We start from the raw sequence: 19886 nt of genomic DNA, 5'->3' as shown, positions 1-19886 counted from the left end.
GAGGGTCGTTTCTTTTTGGCTCCCATGTCAAGCAAGATAACTCACGCCAGAATCAGCACTTACGAAATCAGAAAGCCACAAAGTGGCGCTGTCCAGTTAGTCTTCGTCCCGCATGCCGAGCAGTTCTTTGGTTTGGTGCTGCAATTCTTTCAGGCGATTTTCGGCATCTTGCCGGCGGGCCTCGCCATCGGCGTCGCCCTTTGCTTTGCCGGCTCGGTATCCCATCGACCATCCGGATACCACGCCGATGACCAACGCGAGCGACGCAAACAGTAATAGGTCAATCGCTGGCATCAGAGCACATTGTGAAGGCGGGCGGGGCGAGTCCGAACAGCGGTGTGAGTTTGGGCTATCATACCGCCACCCACGGTTGCCCTCAACGTGCAGGATTTAGCAGCCCAGGACACGCCGCAACAGGAAACGGAGGTGTTGTTTTTGTATCCCGAGACTCGAGGACAAATCAAAGTCATGGCACTCGTCATGCTGATGGGATGTCTGCTGTCGATTTGGACGGTGTTCGGTCGGTCGTGGTGGTACGCTCTCGCATTCTCTATCGGGAATCCCCATCGAAACTTCGTTGGGGTACGAAAATCTTACCATCATTCGTGACCACATCGTCCTCGAAACGGTACCCAGCTTGATTGCGGAATTGGCTTCGATTGAACAAGGTCGCGAATCTCTGGTGTCGTATCGGGCGGCCGCTGGCTTGAGTTGCGAGCATTTGTATGGATGGCGTTATCGTCTCAATTTGGTGTCGTATACCTTGTCGTCCGCCAGACCAAAGTACTGTCACACGATGGTTTCCGCGACGATCCAAGCGACCGAGGACGCGATCAAGCGGCGTGACATCATGAATCGTTTGCGGAAAACATACCTTGCGATTCGGTGGTATGAATCGCAGTTCGGCGAGTTACCTGCTCAGTTGCAGGACTTGGTGCCTGAATTCCTAGCGTCTGTTCCCGTCGATCCATTTCTCAATCAACCGCTGGTGTACCGCAGGGAGGACGGTGGCTTTGTGCTCTACGGCGTCGGCATTGATGGTGTGGACGACGGAGGCAAGTTCGGTAATGTCGCGGACCTGTACGGTAGTGGGGGCGACTATGACATTGACACCCCATCGCGTTGAGCACGATCACTGATCGATTGATTACTTCAAGCAGGTTGTGAACTGCTGGCATGCCATCGCGTTAAGCAGTTGAGCCAATGCGGGATCGTAACGATGGCCTTCGTCCCGCATGAATGCGTGCTCACCGTTGAATTCATGCCATGTGAACCGGGTCTCTGCCGCCGTCATGGCGTCGTAGATGATTCGTCGACCTTCGTTGGGAATATGTGGGTCCTGACGTCCCCAAATCATCATCATCTCGCCTTGGATTTCGGGGATCCGAGCGAGCGTGTCATCGGCCATGCCTTTGCCGAGACTGCCTTTGTGGATGTCGGTGGCATAGAAGCAAACGCCCGTTTCGACTTCGGGATTCATCGCTGCGCGAAAGGCGAGGTGCCCTCCCAAGCAGATGCCTACCGAGCCGACACGCCTGGTGCATCCGGGGTCGTTGCCAAAAAAATCGATCACCGCCCGAGCATCCGCGTCATAGCTGGCGAGTTCCTTCGTTGTCTTTAACGTGTTGCCTCGGTCGGTTCCCGGTATGTCATAGGCGAACGCTTCACCGGGCTGAGTGAACTCGTGATAGACGTCGGGGACCGCGACCAGGAATCCATGTCCAGCAATCATCGCGGCTGTGCGTGCGATGGGGCCGGTCATTTGGTAGATCTCGGCAAACAGAACCACGCCCGGGTATTTTCCAGGACGATCTGGGCGGAACACATGCGTATGCATCGGACCATACGGCGTATCGAGGTTGACGGATGAAACGGGCTGGATTCGCATGTGATTTCTTTGAAAGACTTGATGCCGTTTTTGTGCATCTTATTCGATGGATTTGACTAGAAAGAACGGAAGCTTGACGAAGCGAGCGATGTTGCGCCGATAAGGCGTTCCCGATGTTGCTGGACGTTAGAAAACGGTTTCGCGGTAAGCAGACTTTTCTCTCCGTAACCTTCTGGTATTCGTCAGCCGTCCGCGACGGAACGACCATGTTGAACGAAGTTAGTCTTTTGCAATCTCTTGGGCAAGCTTCTTGAAAACCTGCTCCCTATCTAACTGTTTTTTAAAAGGAGAACGTCAGAAATTTGAAGAACAATAGGAGGCGTCGTCACTCTGGACTCTATGAAAGTTCATGAGGGGGATTGCGATCAACACAATGCGAAGTGCAAAAGCTCACGAAATTGGATTGTAGGATCACAATCATTCGATGCTCGATTTTTGGCGACATGGCGGGGTGAAGACAAAACCAACGTCGATTCAAAAAGTAACTTGACCTACGCAAACCTGCCTCGCCATTTTCCTCACAGGGCGTTCGATGTTTTTGGGCTAGCGACCGCTAGGTTGAGTCAAGTGGTAAATGTGCCGACTGACAGTGCGGATATCCTGCGTCTCTTTTCATGTGTATCGGAACGATTCCGAGGAAAGTGCGTCTGTGGCGCCGCGGATCAGATTCGCCATCTGCCAGTTTGGCGGTGTCTTAGCTCATATGGGGGAAACCCGTCAATTTGAAGATAAAAATCGGACAGACCTCATTCTTGACCGAAATTCATTACGGGGCATGAAGCAAAGCTCGGCCGGCAAACATTAGTTCTATGGGGCACATGTGAGCTGATATTTGGTAACCGGTCGAGCTTACTTTTTTTCTGCAATTGAAGCGTGAACCCATTCCCTCGACTTTCAAATGGTCGCAAGCTTATTTCTACCGTTCGTTGCTTATGGGCTTGATTCAGAATCACCGGCTTCAGCGATGACTGAAATGCGCACGAGGTCCACGACGCTTTTCGCCTTTAGCTTTTTCATCAAGCTTGCGCGATGACGCTCAACCGTCTTCTCACTAATATCAAGTTTCATAGCGATTTCTCTATTCTTACTTCCGGCGACAACATGCGAGAGTACGAATCTCTCTCGTGTGGATAGCATCTCCAGCTTCGCTTTCGAAATTGCAGCATCTCTCGCAACCTTTTCGATCTGCTTCCGATGAGTGATCTCAATCATGGTGCCTTTCGTGCTCACTAGATCTCCATTCTCGTCGAGTAGCGGGCATGCAGAAATGATAACCCAGATTTCCTTTCCGTCGCGCCGCCTGAAGTTTGTCTCGTAGACTCTAGCTACTTTGAGGTTTCGTTGGTCGCTTGTTCGGCTCGCCTTCTTCAGCGATTCGGCGTCCTTTAACTCGAGGATGCTCGTGCCGATTAGCTCATGAGCCTCGTAACCCAACATCTTTGCGGCTGGCTCATTGATGTCCAATATGAAAAAAGTTGGGCTGACGACACAAATTGCATCCGCCGCTGATTCCACGATTTCGCGGTACTTGCGTTTGCTTTCCTGGAGTGCAGTGTGAATCTGCTCTCGCTCGGAGATATCTTGAGTTGTTCCGTTCCAGGTTAACTTTCCTCTTTTCTTGGTTGCGTAGATGCGTGATAGAAACGTTCGGATTGGACCCAAATCCGGATTGCTTCGGTATTGCACCTCGCGCTGAGCACCAATCGCGAGAGGTGTGGCGTAGGTGGCCAGGAGCGATTCTCGGTCGTCGGGATGGACGCGTTGAATAAACTCATGGATTTCGAGCGGGCCGAACGCAGGGTCCGTTCGGTGTAAGTCATAAAGTTGCTTTGACCACCAAATTGTGGGGACTTCGGCGCTCGATTCCCAACTTCCTAATTTGGAATGTTGTTCTGCAATCTCGAATCGATCGCACAATAGGCGAAGTTCCTTTTCATGCGATCGCCGCTCCGTGATCTCAATAGCAGTGGCCATGATTGTTCGTTGTGTCCCGGTGCCGAATTGGCGACTCGTGAAATTCAGCTGTGCCCATCTCTCTGTGTCGCCCTCCGACTTCAGGCGGAGTTCCATGCAGCGAGTCGTCTCCACATTTTTGTTGACGAAACGCAACTCTTTGAGCAGCAGCGGATGCGTTTGCTCTGGAAGGAAATCCGTCAAATAAGCCCCGATGGCGAACTCACGTCGTCGCCCCAGCAACTCCAAAAAGGTCGCATTGACGCACTGTATTTCCGTCGATTCTGGATCCATGCAGACACAACCGATATGAAATCGCTGGATTTGGTCGCCGAAAACAGAGAGGCAATGCGATGGTGAGTCGAGCTGAGGAAGACCAGTGGTCTTATCTGCCTGGTTCGGTTTGTTCATGGTCGTGTGGAAAGTGGATTACCAACAACGGGGAGAGCAACCTTGAACATACCGCCCCTCCCCCCCACATTCGATAGGGCCGGCCACACTTCTAGCCAGTTTGTGGCTAGCTACTCGGTTCTTGAAACGCGAGCGTTGGGCTGAATTGATTTCAGAGTACGTTTTCCCTGTCATGCGACACGGCCTCAATCGGCGATCAATAACTACAAGTAGGCGTTTGAGCTTGCATCTGAATGCATGCCTACCGAGGTAGGGGCATGGATTGATTACCGTTTTTTCGTAGATACGTCTGCGCCGCTGTAAACCCGTACGTAATCAACGTACATGTCAGCGATTCCCGCAGTACGCGACAAATCGACAGGCCAGCCTCCGCCGGTGGCCAGGTTGATCATGAAGAAGAATGGCAGTTCTTTTGACAGCGGAAGCGTCTCGTGCCGGCCTACCTCAATGTTGTCGCAATAGTATCGCGTGTCTGTTTCGGTGACTTTGCAACCATAGGTATGTGGCGACTCAAACCATGTCGACGGTATTCCAAACTGATGCATGCGAATCGGATTTTTAATGGCATCATACGCCCTTTTCTCAATCGCTTTGCCAGCATCGCCTTGCTCCCAGCAATGGGGGCAGATCATGTACCGATCAAACGCATTGGGATGTCCTGGTCCTTCTCCACCGTACGCTTCGATAATGTCAAGTTCGTCACTGGCGACGTTCTTTAGTCCTTTAACATGATCCGTCATGTAGTCCGTCATCAACCAAAATGCTGGCCATGTGCCGATGCCGTTTGGACCAATGAAGCGACACTCGAAATAACAGGGGATCCTCGCAGTGATACCAGAGGCGTCGTTTTTCATTGACGAGATTAAACCAGAACTACGTTGGAGTTCGCTCGCTCGGATTCGCAGGTATGAGTCCCTTTGGAGAAACGGGTTGTTTTCATGGTGAAAACTCGTGAACGGCAGCGTGCTGAAATCCTGCCACCCGTGCGGAGGCTTGTGGTCATAGTACGTGGCAGTGGTGTCGGTGCTAGAAATTGAAACCGGTCCTTCAAAGTCATCCGAAAATACTAACGACATTCCCGCTGCCGCAGGTGGCGGTGTCTTCGGGAGCCCTTCGTTCCAGTTTACCCCGCCTCTGTTATACAGTTGGAGATAGCAATTGTCTTGAAACGATCCGGTATCTCCGCTGATCCGAATGGTGATTGGGCCATGTGGGAATTCATCACCCGGAAACATGAACGAGCCTTTGCCATTCGTATCGAGATTTAGCTCGGCGACGGTCGCATCGACTCCAAGGCCACTGACTGGCTTCCAGCATTTCGCAGCGAGGTTTTTGAATCCAACCGCTTCCACTGAGATCTCAGTATTTCCATCGATGTCGTCACAATAGTTGGGTGAGGTGACTGCGATCTGCTGAATCGCTGATTCGTTTTCAATCGGGTTCGTGTCGACGACCAAAGAGTCAAAGAAAAGTTTGCTGTCGACAGACAACAGCATCTCTTCATCCCTGGGCTGTCCGATCGTGAATGTGATTGCCTTGATCGGATAGTCGATTTTGCCGTTTTGATCGCCGCCCCAGGTTTCGTGACCTGCGTCTATGTCAAACGCGATCTGTTTCCAGCCCGCAAAATCGATTCTGCCACCCTGTCCTGAGTTCGGGCTGTATTGATGCGTCTCTCCAGAGGCGTCGCTGATTTGAATTCCGTACGAACAGGACGAAGCATCGCCTTTCATCCAAAAGCTCAAGGCGTGGATGGGGGAATGGATGTCAACTTTCGTTGGGATTCCTAGATATTGAAAACTTCCTGTGCTGAGAAAATGATAATGCAATTCAAGGCTGTTCCGTCCGCCTTTGAGCTCATCTGTTGTCAGGCGAACAGACGCGTTTTCATTTGGAATATTGACAACCCAAACACTCGGCGAGACGGCAATCGTTTCGAAGTCTTCAATCATCTTGGGCGTGTCACCGCATAACGCCGTTGCCGTAGAACACAACGCAATAATCATGCTCAATGTGACCGACGATTTTCCGCAACTTGAATAGACCTGTTTGGAGGTGCTAAGAATTCGATCTGTCATCGTGTCTGCTCCGTTGAGGGGATTTCATCGTCGTTTGGTAGCGAGCCTATCTTAGCGAATACGGGTGACGAGCGACGGAATCGAGTTGGCAAATTAACTCGTCGATTGTGTCATGTCGAATCGGCAAATGAAAGTAGCTCGAAATCCGTCGAGCTAGCGAAAAATGTACCTCCGCTCTAGTTCAATGCGTGGCCGTTCATCTCTGCTGGCCTGCGCAGGTCCTCTGAACAGATGCGCCACTAAAACAGGATGCTTGCTCGCTTTGCAACCGAATCGATGTATCGGTGATTGCTGCACGGTAAGCCGCTGATCGAGGCTGGCTATTAGGCCGCGTTTGTGCTGCGCGAAGTGGGGCGTGAACGTGGGCCGTTCAGCAAGGTCCCAATCGGTGTGTAGCGGACCAACCACTGATAGCTCGCTAGCAGCAATATTCCAGTGAACATGCATGCGAGCGTGAATTTCATCACTCCGGGAATTGGCCAGTTCTGTACCAGCGATTGAAAGAAGATGATCAACGGCAAGTGCATCAGATAGAACCAGTAGGCAGAGTCCGAGACGTAACGCATCGTCCTGCTCTCGACTGAGTAAAGACTGCGAAGCATCCCCATCAGGCCGAATGTCATGAGCCACACAAAAACGACTTGCAAGACGACAGCAGCAGGTCGGACCCAACCTGAATCAAGCAGTTCGGGATCGGTCAGGCCGAATCCGCCTACCGCCATTTCGTAACCGATTGGAAAAACGATCACCAATGCGAAAGGTAAGGTCATTCGCCACCGGTTTCCGAGCCGCCCCTCGTCATCATCGCTGTCGTAGTACAATGCGCCAAAAAAGAAAAAGATGGCGTAATAGAACAGCACCTGTGGCATCGGCAGGATACCCGCTGACGTATCAGGCCCAAAATTCGGATACAACACACCCATCATGGATTGAGGAAGAATCGTCAGCGGTATCAGCCACGCGTATCGCCACGGAGAAATGATCAGGCCTGACACTGATTGGAATGGAATCGCTTTGGCAATTATCGCGTAGACAACGAATGCGGCGACAAACCAACATAGGAACCACAAGAACCACAGGTGATGAAAGAACGGAAAGAGGGGCAACAGAATCATCGTGTTTCCGTCTGTCGGGGATGTAGCACCGACCAAATTGGATTGGGAATCCAGTGACGTATCTGGGATTCCGAGTGCCATTGAAACTTCGCTTTTGTCGACGAACGGGTCGACTTCGGCTCCACCAATGCTGGCTATCAGACGCAACCTCGTGGGGCTGACCGAAAGCATGTCAGCAGGAGTCTCGCCAAGGCGATTCAGTGCATGAGTGTCCGCGTCATGCTCGATCAATAGGCGTACGGATTCTGCGTGACGGAATAGCACTGCCAAGTGCAATGGGCTCGACCCGTCGCGATTGCGCACATTGGTATCCGCGTCTTGTTGCAGCAAATGCGTGATCAGGACGTTGTTGCCGATTTTCGCCGCGTGCGCCAGGGGAGTTTCACCGCTCTTGTGTTCCCAGCCATTTATTGATGCACCCAGTGCTAATTGTTCATCTATTGTGTCAATGTCAGCTCGCCGCACCGCTGTCCAGAACCGGTTCGGTGAGTCACCGACCAGGTCTGACGACCGGATTCCAGCCGCAATACTAACGACCCAAACCAACGGCACGAGAGTAAAGAGGCCAAGCAGCAACGGGACACCAATCCGTTTGAGGCGGTGATTTAATAAAGATCTTAAGCCGCGTTTACGCCATAACATGGCGGTAAAGAATCCACTGATCACGAAAAATAGCGGCATTCGAAAGCCATGAACTATCGATGTAAAGACACTGAATAATTGACTTTGGGTGCGATCATGGACCGCCCAGGCAGCATCCGGAAGTGGCATGTACGCGAGAGCTCCGTGAAGTGCGATTCCTAGCAGCATTGCGATTGCTCGCAGTGCATCGAGGTCATGTCGCCTGGAGATTGCCGCTGGCTTCGAAATCGCTTGGTCTGGTGGTTCGGCAAAACGCTTCGTCTCTTGGCGAATAATATCAACGCTGTCCATCTTCATATCTCCGAACCTCTGACCGGACGAGCGCGATGACTCATTCCACAATGACTTGCCCATGTGCTTGGTTGCCAGGACGCTGAGCCCGCAGACGAGCTTCAGGAATCGCAGAACGTAAGCTGGACGGCACGTCGCGGGCAACGCCAGCATTAAAACCATGAAAACTCGAATCAAACCAAACCTTTGCGTGCCTCCGCTGTGTGTGGTTGTCGAAAGTGAATCTGTGTGTGGGTTTCGAGTTGGGGGCAACTCAGGATGGATTTTTAGGTAAGCCGCGTAAGCCATTCGTCGGTGCTGATCACTTCGCTGATGAACATCTGCTGAGCGACGAGGATTGAGTTTTGAAGTTCCTCGGCTTTTGCCGAACCCGCCTCGTTTTCGACGTCCAGGGTTCCAGTGGCATCTTTGAGGAATTCGACCTTGTAGCCGCGATGGAAAGCTTGGCGGGCGGTGGTGTCGCAGCACATTTGGGTCATATATCCCGAGATACTGACCGTGTCCGCGTCGACCGATTTGAGCCACTTGTCGAGGTCGGTGTTGGTGAACGATCCGGGGAGTTGTTTGTCGATCAAGATGTTCCGGGGGCGTTCCTCAACTTCCGTGTGAAGCTGCCACATGTCCGAGTCTCGTCGAAACATCGGGGACTCCGGATCGGGTTGGTGATGGCGAATCACCGCAGTGGGCACGTTGGCCGTGGAGGCTTGGTCCATCGCCTCGAGAATCCGTTCGAGATGCCCGACCGGATAAGTGATTGGCAACGCACCATCGAAATATTCTCTCTGGACGTCGATTACCAATAGAGCACGACTCATCTCGTTTTCTCGCGGTGTTTGGGGGGGGGCGGGCGAATGCAAGGCAAGAATATAGCGACTGAGTTCCCGCAGTTGTTGAGAGTCTTTGGTTCGCATGAGTGGTTCACATGGGAGCCTGTGCAGCTTTTCACGGCTTTTAATGGCCCGCAGGCTGCCTTCAGGTTTCCTATCCTGCTCTTTTGCGATCACTCTGCCAGCTCAATTAACGTTGCCGATTGACTTTTCTCGTCGCCGAAATGCTGCGTTTTCCGGCGTCGTTGAGGTGAACGTTTGGTCCGTGAGCCCCCTAAGCGGAGTGCGCGACGATTTGAATTCCACGAGAAGTGCGCATATTCAAGTGATGGCTTTCGAGATCGGACAAGACGTTTTCGTCATGCAATCTATAATCTGTTGCGTTGCAGTCACCGCCCGGCTTCATGTTGGAAAAGACTTTGTAGAGATTCGTCAGATCAAAACGTTATCGATGTGTCGATCGTCGGTGAACCTGTTTGGGGTGTCTGTTTGAATAGGTGCAATATGTGACTGTTAGGAAAGCGTCGGTTCACGAGATGGGATTCATCGTTGTTTACGTTGCTTCGATTGCGTCATTGATTGTGTAGCTTAAATGTTAATGAGCGATCGGAGAGCATTCACTGAAGTGGTGTTTTTGTGTTCGTTGGTCGTAGCCGATCCTTACTGTGGAAGGAACGCATTGCACGTTTTGTAATGGGGGTTTGGCGTTTGTCTGATGTTTCAGTATGAGCGTTGATAGATCGCCGAAATATTGAAAGTAAATTGGTGATGTTTTCATCGCGGTCTTTCGATTCGGATGTCATTTGATGAGTGTCGGTGTTGTTCGTAATGATTGGCTTGTAACGCCGGATGTAATAGGTGTTTTAGCGAAACAGGAGTTTTGTCGTTTGCGGCTTCGTTGTTAGTACACTGCTTTTTTCTTGCTCCGTTCGGTGTTTGTTCTTAGTGTAAGAATATTCGGTAGTAGGTGTGTGTTGCGTGTTTCGTGGCGTTTGCGGCGATGATGTTTCGCGGTGCGTTGGTTTGGTTTTTTTAGGGCCGTGTCGCCTGGATTGCGTGAGGCATACGCGTCTGTGTTTTGTCTCATTTGAGTTCTAAGATTGATCAAGCGTGCAGGTGCAGTCTTTCCAGTGCAGTGGCGTTTGGGGGCGTTTTTCACGGCGTTTTGCCTGCTGTGGCTGTGGTTGCTCATGTGGTTGTGTGGCCGAGTGTTGATGAGATCTGTTGTTCTTTGAGCAGGCCGTCGCTGCTCTATTGGTGATTGTTGCTTTCATGTTCGGAGCAACTCTCGAGGCTGGTTTAATTGGCAGGTGACGCCTGGCCTCTTCTTGCAGGTGTCTTCAGCCAGAGTTGGCTGATTGTGCATGAGAAAGCGTTGTTCTCAATTTGCTTGATGCATCTTTTTTCGTTCGGCGTATCAGAGCATCTATTAATGTTCTGTTCTTTTTTTGTCTCGCCGTCAGCGCCATGTATTGATGGTTGCTCCCTTTGTTGAGCGGCCGTTACTTAAGGTTTCTTGTGTGATGGCGATAGGGGGTGTTTGTGTCTTGGCATTGTGTTCAGTGTTCGTTGTCTAGGCGTTTTTTGCTATGAATGCGCGCTGGCTTTTTGGGTGTGTGCATAAGTTATGCGCAGGAGGTTGTGTGTGCGACTGTTTTTTATGTAGGCGTGGCAGGTAAATGAGAGAAAATTCTCCCGCCCAGCGAGGCGAGTTTTTGGCTTCGTTTGCCGCGAGCGAGTTTTGGTTGAGGAGTGCTGTTCGGTGTTGCAGGTTGGGTATGGGGAATCTTCTTGCCGTGGGTGCGTTTCATATGATGGTCTCATGCTTGCGTGATGTGCGGTTTATGGGGCGGTAGCGTATCGCGATTGCCGTGGCGGTGGATGGATTGGAACGGCAGTTGCGTTTTGCGGTGTTGGTTTACACATGATTCGGTGTCCTACAGCTAAATGGGATGAACGCAATGCGTTGGAAGAGAAATAGGGGTTTTACGCTCGTTGAATTGCTTGTTGTGATTGCGATCATCGGTGTGCTGGTCGGGCTCTTGCTACCCGCGGTTCAGTCAGCTCGCGAGGCGGCTCGACGAATGAGTTGCTCCAATAATTTGAAGCAGATTGGTTTGGCGCTACACAACTACCACGATGCGTACAAGCAATTTCCGCTTGCGGTGTTAGGTGAAGGGTATTCAGCGGATGGTTGGCAGCGTCAGCCCTCCTGGTTGATTCGTATCTTGCCGCAACTGGAACAGGGAGCTGCTGTCGAAGGCATGACCTACTCCGGTACGACATTCGATCTCATGGATGCGTCGTGGGCTGCTCCTGCTCGGGCTTGGGATGCGATGAATCGGCTACGGGTCCCGAGTTACAGTTGTCCGTCGAGTGTGCTCCCAAAGACGTGGAATTTCGCCACCAATGCAGCGACGCAGGCGTTGGGGGCTCCCGGGTCAATCGAAGTGCAGATCTCTGATTACGCCGGGAATAATGGCTGTAATTACCGAGGTGGCACGGTGGCCGACTACGATGAGACGGCGGAGTGGAGGCGTGTGGGGGTGATCGCGGATAATGGATTCTTTGGCGTGAAGTGGCGGGAGAACATGGGGCAAACTTGGCCAGGGACGATCACCAGATTTGCCACTATGCTCGACGGGACATCGCATACGATCGCGGTTGGCGAACAGGGCGCCTTTCATGGTCTCGACAATGATTTTCGTGCGAGTGCCGTGCGCGGTGGAATGTGGTCCTGCGCCACCGGTACCCACAGTTCGGATTTGTCGAACTACGTGGTGACGCGGTTCCCGATCAACTACTCAGGGGACAGTTGGACGGCCAAAAGCAGCCAAGGTGTTGTCAGCGGTGCGTGGGCGAACAACCAATACACTACATCGTGGGGGAATACGGCTTTTCGTTCTCAGCACACTGGAGGTGCCCAGTTCGTGTTTGCGGATGGGTCAGTCCATTTTCTTACCGACAGCATTCAGTTTGACATCTATACCGCTCTGATGGATCGGTATGACGGAACTGTTCCAGGAGAATTTGAATGAACGCGATGAGTATTGAATTTGCTAGGCAAAAGGTGCGTGTCCCCCTGTGGACGTTAGCATTGACCCTTGTTTGTGTCGGTTGTGGGCCGGCGGGACCCGAGATTGTTCCCGTTAAGGGGACTGTTTTGCGAGATGGGCAACCGGTTTCGAACGCCTCGATCACTTTTTACGCCGCGGCGGGCCGTCCTTCTTATGGGACCTCCGATGCCAAAGGGAATTACTCGCTTGAGTACACGCGGGATATGGCGGGAGCCGTTGTTGGCAACCATACGGTGATGGTCACCATGGTCTCGTTGGGACCGCCGCCGGCCGAGGAAACAGGGGCACCGGTCACGCGGAGGTCATCGTCGGCACGGCGGAGGCCAGCGGGTGGACCTGAGGAGGTCACGCTCCCTCAGCCCGTTGTGGTTTCTCGCGACATGGGGGATCTCGATCTGATCATTCCCTAGCTGGACAGCGCCAGTTTGATGTTGTTGGGGTTGGTTTCACGGGGATTTTGGTTCAACGCGTTTGATTTGGTCTGGGTCGATTCCAAGGTCGTGATAGTCAGCGATGCGTTTCTTGCGGTGGCAGCGACTCGCTGCGGCATTGCGACGTTGATGGTAGCTGATTCGGCGGCTCTCAGCTTCGTACTGCTCGTTCCGAAGTCGCTTGGGAAGACCGATGCAACGGATCACCACATCAGCCGCCCGACGTACCTGCTCCAGCGTCAGACGCTCAGCGTCGGTGACGACCTCTCCACGGCACAGACGATGACGAACGCGAGCACAGAACAATTGACTGACGATCGTCACGATCATGTGACGATGAACGCAGGCCCACCCACGGCACTCGAAGTGATCCCAGCCCAGCTCCTCTTTGGCTTCGCGAAAACATGCTTCCACTTTCCAGCGCCCGAACGCAATTCGCAGCAACTCGCGAACTGTCCAGCCATCACGGCCGGGAACTCGATTGCCAATGAAGTACTTTACTTCACCGGTGCGAATGTTCTTGGCAACAATCAATGTACACTGCGAACTGACCAAGCGGCCGTCGTGTGTCTTGCGATAGACAACATGCCAACGAACTTCCCAAATCTCGGGACCTTTATGCGAGTCTCGCGTGCGGTATCGCTGCGGTGCTTGAGAAGCCAAACCGGGCGAGTACTTGGCCAAGTTTTGTACCTGACAAGCCTTCGCGTCGCGGGCGGGCAGTCGAGGGTACTTCTTTCGCCGCCCCTTGAGATTTTTACTGGGTTTTCGCAGGACTTTCGGTTTCCCGGTCCACGCATAAAAGTTCGGCGGAACCTCGCCGACAAACGGCTGCTTACGCTCATCGAGTCCGTCGAGAAACTTTCCGTCGCGACCGTAAAGTTCATCAAACGTCCATGCCTTGACGGTGATGCCATCGGCGATCGCCTCGTCGATCAACACCAGAGCGATCTGTGGTTTGGTCAGGAACTGAATATCGTCAGGAACATGAGTTTTTTTCGGCGCGCGGTGTCGTTGGCCCAGTCTTCGGGCAAGTACGTTCGGGCGGCGATCAGGCATTGGAAAGTCGCTGTTGCAAAGGACAAAGCGACATTGACGACCGCGTTCTCGACTTTGCCGCGGTTGCCGTTGTATTGTCGTTTGACTCCGACGGTTCCCTTGCCTGCTTTGGCCGTACCGGTTTCGTCGATCACTCCAATGGCCTGCGGGTCGGCCTGTTCGCGGACGATCACCTTGCGGCATCGCTGGAGCACTTCGTCGTGGTCCCACTTGATTGACTCAAGGAATCGCTGGAGAGTTCGCGGCGCGACACCTTGCTTCAAAGCGATCGCTTCGACGTTCTTCCGCTGCAACTCCGAGAGTTGGCCGCGGACGTATGCGGCGAACAGCCTTCGGCCTTTGACGCCGTGGAAGCAATCGGCAAAAAGAGCGAGAAATTGGGCAAGCATCTTTCCGAGAGATGCGATATCTTGGAGCGACATAGAAGCGACCTTCCGTGGTTTCGTCGTGAAACATTAAGCACACGGAGGGTCGTTTCTTTTTGGCTCCCATGTCAAGCAAGATAACTCACGCCAGAATCAGCACTTACGAAATCAGAAAGCCACAAAGTGGCGCTGTCCAGTTAGTCGGAGCAAGGGGGTGCCCGAAAGGCAATCACGTTGCTGGGCTGGTGCGACCCCTGACAGTGTGAAGCGTCTGATCCGCAAAGACGCTTGCCCGTAAATGCCCTGTGAAATGCTCTCGTTTTTTGGCAAGCAGCGTTTCAGGAATACACATCCGTAACGTCATTTCGCCAGAGCATCGTTGTTCATGTCAGCGATGCTCGTGGCGTACTTTCTCGCTGAGGCCCCGTCGTGTTGAGATTCGTGACTAATCGTAACCGTGTTCTACGACGAGGGTGATTGTCTCGCGAAAAGTCGGAGGTGGCCTCCGTTAGATCGCGGTTTCGAGTCATGTGCGGCGTTCGCGCGAATTACTCGGAGGTGACGTTCGTGGCTGGTGCGTCGGGGACGACTCACTAGAATTCAACGAAAGGCAGTTTGCGTGGATGCGTGTGTGTTCGAATCCGCTGGATCCTTACTGCCAGAACTTTGCGATCTTCAATAAAGAGACTTGTGTGGATTTTCCGGTAATCGTGACAGCAATTTTTGGCTCGTTTGTCATCTTTGGAGGAGTCATGGGCTACGTCAAAGCTGCCAGTAAGGCTTCCTTGATCGCAGGCAGCATCACTGGCGGGCTCCTTCTGCTCTCGGCGGTTTTGATTGCGAACGGCATCGTAGCGGGTGCGATTTTGGGGCTGGTTGTTTCACTTCTGCTGATCGGCCAGTTTGGCCCCTCGTTGCTGAAGAAGTTCAAGGTAATGCCAAACCTGCTGGTCGTCATCCTAGGAATCATCACCGTCGGCACGCTCGCGTTCAGCCTTTTTAAATAGTCTCCGAGAATCAAAGCGGATTGCGGACGGCGCCGGTAATCATGTTGCGGGCGTTCGGCCATTGATCCCTATCGGGCTTACCGCTTGGTGAGAGGTTTTGGGTTCTCGACTAGGCCTGCGGGGCGGAGATTCTCTTTCATGTCTTTCTCAAATGCCTGCATGGCGGATTGAAGCTGCTGGACAATTTCGGGGTGGTTGGCCGCGAGATTTTTCTTCTCGGCGATATCCTCATCCAGGTTGTAGAGGGCCGTTTTTCCATCAACGACATGCAGCTTCCAGGACTTCCACCGCACGCCCTCGAGATCGCCCCAGTGCACATAGAAGAAATGCTCGTGCGGACTGGCGGCTCCGTTCAATAGCACGGGCATCATATCTTTTCCGTCAATGACGAGATCATTCGGAAGCTCGGCACCGCTCAGCTTTGCGCATGTGGGGAGCACATCCATCGCCGTCAAGAGTTTGTCCGTGTTGCTTCCGGCGGGGATCATGTTGGGCCAGCGAATCACTGCAGGAACTCGCATGCCTCCCTCCGGTGTTTTCCCTTTCCGCCTCGCAAAGCTTTAGCTGACCCTTTTCTACCCGCCCGGCCATTGTCGGTGGTGAAAAGCACGATGGTGTTTTCATCTATGCCTGTCTCTTTGAGTGTGTTCAGGATCTGGCCAACCGACCAGTCGATTTCATAAATCGCCGTCGAATAGATCCCTGCTTTGGCTTTGTCCCTTGCAGTCCTCCGAATTTTGGCGACATCGGCTCCGTCTTTTTGTTGACGCTCTGATCAACTACTTATTCGGTTGGTAGGTTTCCAACAAGGCGTGCATCTCCTGCGCGACTTCGGGGTTCTCGGTGTAAAGATTCTGGGTTTGATTGACGTCTGCACTTAGATCGTAGAGCTGCGCAGGCGGAGCGTCCTTCTTGATTCTTCCGTTGGCTATGTCGCTGTTCGGGTGATTGGTGAAGGTGCAAGCCGCTGGGCCGGAAAAGCCATGCTGGCCGGGTTTGGTCCCACCAAAACCACCGCTGCCCTTCGCCGGAATATACATCCATTTGCCTTTGCGGATCGCGATGTGGCTGGCGTTGCGAGGCGAAAGAACTAGGTGATCACGTACCTGAGCAGTCGATTCTCCAGCTAGTGCCGGCAGCACATTCACGCTATCGACAAGTTGCTCTTTTTCTAGCGACTGTCCCGTCAAAGCGGCAAAGGTCGCCAGCATGTCCACATGGCAAATCAACTTATCCGACGTCGTGCCCGGTTTAATTTTGCCAGGCCAGCGGGCAATGAATGGCACACGGTGCCCGCCTTCCCAGATCCCGAATTTGTAGCCCAGTAAATCACCGTTTTGCTGATGTCCGTCCTGGTAGGCCGCCTGCGCGACGTTATGGAACATACCGCCGTTGTCGCTGGTGAAGATCATCAGCGTGTTGTCTGCAACGCCCTGCTCCTCTAGCGTCTTCATCACCTCGCCGACGATCCAGTCCAGTTCGTGAATGAAATCACCATAGAGACCGCACTGACTTGTTCCCTGGAAACGGGGCGCTGGAGTGATCGGATGATGGATGTTCGTTGTGGCCAGATATACAAAGAACGGTTTGTCTTTGTTGGCTCGAATCCAGTCGGTTGCTTTCTCCGCTAGCGTTGTGCCGAGATTGAAATCGTTGTAGAGATTGTGGGCTTCGACGGCACCGCCAAACCAGTTGGGAACGCGGTTGCCATGCTCTTCGGTTAGCGGGGTAATCGGTGTCGCTTTTTCTCCGGCGTTTTTTCCGATTAAAACGATCGGATCATCCGAGGTCATTCCGACGACTCGATCATTCTCCACATAGACATAGGGTGGAGCACTGTTGACGACGGGTACACCAAAGTAATAAGAGAAGCCAATATCCAGGGGGCCGGGTCGCAAGGGTTTGGCATAGTCCGTTGTGTCACTTCCGAATCCCAGGTGCCATTTACCGAAGCAGGAGGTTTCGTATCCCTTGTTCTTGAGGAGCTGGGCAATGGTCAGCTTGTCAGTATCGATCAGCAGTTTGCTCGTTGGAGAGCACGGCCCCCAGAGTCCGGCACGCAGAGGATATTCACCCGTCAACAATGCATAGCGTGAGGGCGTGCAGACTGCAGATGCCGAATGTGCATCGGTGAAGCGGCGTCCTTCGGTGGCCAGAAGATCAATGTTGGGTGTCTGCACGTGGGTGGCGCCATTGCAGCCAGCATCACCGTAGCCGAGGTCATCGGCAAAGATCAGGACGATATTGGGCGGTTGCTTGCTGGTGCCTGCTGACGCATCACCATCGGCTATGGCCTGTGTAAAAAAGGGGACAGGAACCAAGCTTATTAAGAAGGCGAGGCAGGGTGTTTTCAAGAGGTTCATGCAAAGTCGACTTTCATGTTTTGGCCTATGTTAGATGCGAGGCCGTGTTCAATGCTCGAGACATCGTGAGCGAAAACTGCCTTGATGCTCCTGTCGAGCAACTTGCCACTGAACTCGAGTAGGAGCGATTCAACTCGCGATTTGCTCGTTCTCGGTAGCTAGCTTCGCTCGGCTTTCGTCGCCCGAAGTCAACCGACATCGGATTGGCAAGCGTTTTAGTGGGCTGAGAGGGCCGCGTTCTCACCACGTCGGTCGGCGAGGCAACTCACTCGGGCGTCAGCTTGTTGTCGCCCAAGATCAGACTCCTTGTTTCAACGTGCGGCACCCCCGCCCTGGTCGAACGTGGCGTAATCGATCGGGCCGGCGCCGTGCAGGGGCGATGGATTGAAAACGCTGTGGTCGTTGTGCGTTCCCTGCCCGATTTGCCTGAATTTGTTGCTGCAATCCATTTGGCGAACGCCCTCGCGAGTGGTTTGAGCCGCGGGGAGCAACATCCCAGCACGCACGCCCGTAATGGCGATCACAACGAGCGTGAACCACGGCAGCTTGTCTGGGGAGCGATTGAAATGAGATGGGATTTCACTCCAATGATGAACAGAATCGACTCGGAACAGGTGGCCATGTTTTTGTCCCACACCCATTAAGCGAATCGCAGGGATTGGATCTTTACACTCGAGCGGGATTTCTTACGTAATTTTCGTTTTCAGTCGCTGCGAGTTGGTTTTGTCCGGGAGATCGAAAGTCTCGACGACTTCCGATAAAGCCAAAGCCGTCCACTGCCCACTGGCACTGTTAATGACGCCCGCGAATCTCGCTAATGCTCGCGAATTGAAATAGCCATCTATCTGCTCATGGATTCATTAGCGGGCAGCCCCACGACTCGAATTGTCCTCAATCACGGTGAGTAAACAGCATTTTCGCACGCCAGAACTGTGCTGTGGCATTCATGGGGTAGAATTCCAAGGTCTCTCTGACCGATCTGCTTTTGCTTCAGCCTCGTGCAGAAGGCCGTTTGCGGAACTGCTGGATTGCCTCCAGCGGCGATCGTATGCGTAATTTTTTAGTTCGCGCACTCAACTGGCGCGCATGGATAGCCGAGCCCGCATCGTTAGGTTGGTCGTCCGTGATTCAGACGAAGCAAGCCGAGGCGCTCACTTGGCCTCGGTAGTGATGCTTGCCCGCCGACTCAGCGCTGGCCCGAATCGATTCGGGACGCCCCACGCATACCGACTTGCCGAAGTACTTTTGCCAATTCCAAACCAGGTCTCGCCACATCGAAGCATCAATGCCTAGCTCCGTCAGTGTCTTGGCAAGTCGGGCAGGAACCGCCGCAGCGATGCCCTCGACGCCTTGCGCCGCCGTCCAGTCGAGCAACCGTTTGTAGTCCGGCCAACTGACGTTCAGGAAGCCACGGTCGCTACTCCGCACACCCTTGGTGTGAACTTGAGGTTCATCGGACAAAACCTTTGGATTCAGTCGCAATGGACTCAGCCAAGCGTCCCTGCGAATTCGTCTTCCGGTTGGATTACGACGCTTCGTTTTGCGTTCCTCACGTAGTTCGGCCACCGGTGTTTCACGGATCTTGCGTCCTGCCTCTTCCGTTGGAATCGGCTTCAGGTCAAACGCTGCCGAGGGGATGCTTTCGCCCTTGCCAGCTTCGATCCGATCGTAGGCGCTCGTGTGAACGCTCGACTCAGGATCCTTCGCGATCGCGGCTCGTACCGGGTTCAAGTCCACATACATGCTGCATGCCAGCAAACCCGCTTCATCGACGATTCGTTGTGCCTTGAAACGTCCTTCCCAAAACCGCCCGGTGCATTGGTCGTCCTTGTTCGCCATACGCGCGATTGGTTCGGCCAGTGCCCTCATGAACCACGACACATCGGAGAGTCGTTTGCGCACTTCGGCCAAACGTTCCTTGTTACGGCAGAGGGTTTTGACGTCGTTTTCAGTGGGTTCGGCCAGATGCTCTTCGAGTCTTCGACCAGGAAAGACCCTGAGCCACCGGATCGCTACATCTTCATCGGACCATTTCGCCACGACATCGGGCCGATTGCGGAGGATTTGGTGCATATGGTTGCTCAAGATCGCATAGGAAAGCACATCAACCGCGAATACGCTGGCCAATGCCTCCATACGTCGCCGGATCCATTCCTTTCGATAGGAATAGTCCTTGCCCGACTCCTTATCGAAACCCGCCAACCAAGCTCTTCGCACGCATCGCTGGACGACGTGCAAAACGCAAACTTCGCTGTCACTAAACTGTTCACTTCGCTGGGGGCGTGGCATCTGAGTTTCCTCTGAAAAGGTAAGGTCTGTCTGGAGAATACCAGCGTCGAAGCCGCCCGTCCATACGGTGGGTGGCACCATAAGGAGGTT

At 53.2% G+C, this 19886-nt stretch carries 15 protein-coding genes and 2 pseudogenes; 4 read left to right on the top strand and 13 right to left on the bottom strand.

From position 1 onward, the window contains the following. Positions 1 to 96 precede the first annotated feature (96 nt). Entirely contained in the window at positions 97 to 294 is a 198-nt protein-coding gene (locus tag FHS27_RS11095) for a membrane or secreted protein (protein ID WP_009094153.1), read from the bottom strand. 283 nt (positions 295 to 577) lie between these two features. Here FHS27_RS11095 and FHS27_RS11090 point away from each other — a divergent pair, with 283 nt between their 5' ends. Then, the gene (locus FHS27_RS11090; RefSeq protein WP_184304997.1) at positions 578 to 1126 is read left to right on the top strand and encodes a hypothetical protein; all 549 of its coding nucleotides are present in this window, start codon (positions 578 to 580) and stop codon (positions 1124 to 1126) included. 21 nt (positions 1127 to 1147) lie between these two features. On the opposite strand, the gene FHS27_RS11085 is transcribed toward FHS27_RS11090, so the two are convergent. The 6 genes and pseudogenes from FHS27_RS11085 to FHS27_RS11065 form a co-directional block, all read right to left on the bottom strand. Continuing rightward, on the bottom strand, positions 1148 to 1888 hold the full coding sequence (locus FHS27_RS11085) for a dienelactone hydrolase family protein (RefSeq protein ID WP_184304996.1): 741 nt from the start codon (positions 1886 to 1888) through the stop codon (positions 1148 to 1150). 930 nt (positions 1889 to 2818) lie between these two features. After that, positions 2819 to 3550 (bottom strand): PAS domain S-box protein, encoded by a 732-nt coding sequence (locus FHS27_RS31070; RefSeq protein ID WP_246419451.1) that lies wholly within the window; start codon positions 3548 to 3550, stop codon positions 2819 to 2821. 321 nt (positions 3551 to 3871) lie between these two features. Next, positions 3872 to 4135: pseudogene (locus tag FHS27_RS31645) on the bottom strand (PAS domain-containing protein); the annotation flags it as partial. Between the two features lie 383 nt (positions 4136 to 4518). Beyond that, positions 4519 to 6330, bottom strand: a complete 1812-nt coding sequence (locus FHS27_RS11075) for a carbohydrate binding domain-containing protein (protein WP_184304994.1) — start codon at positions 6328 to 6330, stop codon at positions 4519 to 4521. A 323-nt stretch (positions 6331 to 6653) separates the two neighbouring features. Continuing rightward, positions 6654 to 8540, bottom strand: a complete 1887-nt coding sequence (locus FHS27_RS11070; RefSeq protein WP_184304993.1) for an acyltransferase family protein — start codon at positions 8538 to 8540, stop codon at positions 6654 to 6656. 104 nt (positions 8541 to 8644) lie between these two features. After that, on the bottom strand, positions 8645 to 9289 hold the full coding sequence (locus FHS27_RS11065; protein ID WP_246419448.1) for a cysteine hydrolase family protein: 645 nt from the start codon (positions 9287 to 9289) through the stop codon (positions 8645 to 8647). 1877 nt (positions 9290 to 11166) lie between these two features. Between FHS27_RS11065 and FHS27_RS11060 the strand changes: the two genes are divergently transcribed. Continuing rightward, complete coding sequence (locus tag FHS27_RS11060) at positions 11167 to 12243, top strand: DUF1559 domain-containing protein (RefSeq protein ID WP_246419446.1); 1077 nt, start codon at positions 11167 to 11169, stop codon at positions 12241 to 12243. A gap of 5 nt (positions 12244 to 12248) precedes the next feature. Next, positions 12249 to 12692, top strand: a complete 444-nt coding sequence (locus FHS27_RS11055) for a carboxypeptidase-like regulatory domain-containing protein (protein WP_184304991.1) — start codon at positions 12249 to 12251, stop codon at positions 12690 to 12692. Between the two features lie 36 nt (positions 12693 to 12728). Here FHS27_RS11055 and FHS27_RS11050 read toward each other — a convergent pair. Then, positions 12729 to 14161, bottom strand: a pseudogene (locus FHS27_RS11050) (IS701 family transposase). A gap of 668 nt (positions 14162 to 14829) precedes the next feature. On the opposite strand from FHS27_RS11050, the gene FHS27_RS11040 reads away from it, so the two are divergent. Then, positions 14830 to 15144 (top strand): TMEM14 family protein, encoded by a 315-nt coding sequence (locus FHS27_RS11040; protein WP_184304989.1) that lies wholly within the window; start codon positions 14830 to 14832, stop codon positions 15142 to 15144. A gap of 77 nt (positions 15145 to 15221) precedes the next feature. On the opposite strand, the gene FHS27_RS30780 is transcribed toward FHS27_RS11040, so the two are convergent. The 5 genes from FHS27_RS30780 to FHS27_RS11020 all read right to left on the bottom strand — a co-directional run bounded on the left by FHS27_RS30780 (position 15222) and on the right by FHS27_RS11020 (position 19796). After that, the gene (locus FHS27_RS30780; RefSeq protein WP_221225012.1) at positions 15222 to 15665 is read right to left on the bottom strand and encodes a sulfatase/phosphatase domain-containing protein; all 444 of its coding nucleotides are present in this window, start codon (positions 15663 to 15665) and stop codon (positions 15222 to 15224) included. After that, positions 15647 to 15844 (bottom strand): sulfatase-like hydrolase/transferase, encoded by a 198-nt coding sequence (locus FHS27_RS31640; RefSeq protein ID WP_390853234.1) that lies wholly within the window; start codon positions 15842 to 15844, stop codon positions 15647 to 15649. Before FHS27_RS31640 ends, FHS27_RS30780 begins: the two co-directional genes overlap by 19 nt. Positions 15845 to 15923: 79 nt before the next feature. Further along, positions 15924 to 17507 (bottom strand): sulfatase family protein, encoded by a 1584-nt coding sequence (locus FHS27_RS11030; protein ID WP_184304988.1) that lies wholly within the window; start codon positions 17505 to 17507, stop codon positions 15924 to 15926. Between the two features lie 311 nt (positions 17508 to 17818). Then, the gene (locus tag FHS27_RS11025) at positions 17819 to 18148 is read right to left on the bottom strand and encodes a type II secretion system protein (RefSeq protein ID WP_184304987.1); all 330 of its coding nucleotides are present in this window, start codon (positions 18146 to 18148) and stop codon (positions 17819 to 17821) included. 487 nt (positions 18149 to 18635) lie between these two features. Further along, the gene (locus FHS27_RS11020) at positions 18636 to 19796 is read right to left on the bottom strand and encodes a hypothetical protein (protein ID WP_184304986.1); all 1161 of its coding nucleotides are present in this window, start codon (positions 19794 to 19796) and stop codon (positions 18636 to 18638) included. Between the last annotated feature and the right edge of the window lie 90 nt (positions 19797 to 19886).

Source organism: Aporhodopirellula rubra, assembly GCF_014192335.1.
Lineage (GTDB): Bacteria > Planctomycetota > Planctomycetia > Pirellulales > Pirellulaceae > Rhodopirellula > Rhodopirellula rubra.
Note: the sequence above shows the minus strand (reverse complement) of the source record. Positions and strands in the feature narration are given on the sequence as shown.

Bases quoted from the DNA above. Each gene is read 5' to 3' on its own strand.
- FHS27_RS11085 (WP_184304996.1), bottom strand. From the start codon at position 1,888: ATGCGAATCCAGCCCGTTTCATCCGTCAACCTCGATACGCCGTATGGT.
- FHS27_RS11095 (WP_009094153.1), bottom strand. From the start codon at position 294: ATGCCAGCGATTGACCTATTACTGTTTGCGTCGCTCGCGTTGGTCATC.
- FHS27_RS11020 (WP_184304986.1), bottom strand. From the start codon at position 19,796: ATGCCACGCCCCCAGCGAAGTGAACAGTTTAGTGACAGCGAAGTTTGC.
- FHS27_RS11075 (WP_184304994.1), bottom strand. From the start codon at position 6,330: ATGACAGATCGAATTCTTAGCACCTCCAAACAGGTCTATTCAAGTTGC.
- FHS27_RS11055 (WP_184304991.1), top strand. From the start codon at position 12,249: ATGAGTATTGAATTTGCTAGGCAAAAGGTGCGTGTCCCCCTGTGGACG.
- FHS27_RS30780 (WP_221225012.1), bottom strand. From the start codon at position 15,665: ATGCGAGTTCCTGCAGTGATTCGCTGGCCCAACATGATCCCCGCCGGA.
- FHS27_RS11030 (WP_184304988.1), bottom strand. From the start codon at position 17,507: ATGAACCTCTTGAAAACACCCTGCCTCGCCTTCTTAATAAGCTTGGTT.
- FHS27_RS11060 (WP_246419446.1), top strand. From the start codon at position 11,167: ATGCGTTGGAAGAGAAATAGGGGTTTTACGCTCGTTGAATTGCTTGTT.
- FHS27_RS11070 (WP_184304993.1), bottom strand. From the start codon at position 8,540: ATGGTTTTAATGCTGGCGTTGCCCGCGACGTGCCGTCCAGCTTACGTT.
- FHS27_RS11025 (WP_184304987.1), bottom strand. From the start codon at position 18,148: ATGGGTGTGGGACAAAAACATGGCCACCTGTTCCGAGTCGATTCTGTT.
- FHS27_RS11065 (WP_246419448.1), bottom strand. From the start codon at position 9,289: ATGCGAACCAAAGACTCTCAACAACTGCGGGAACTCAGTCGCTATATT.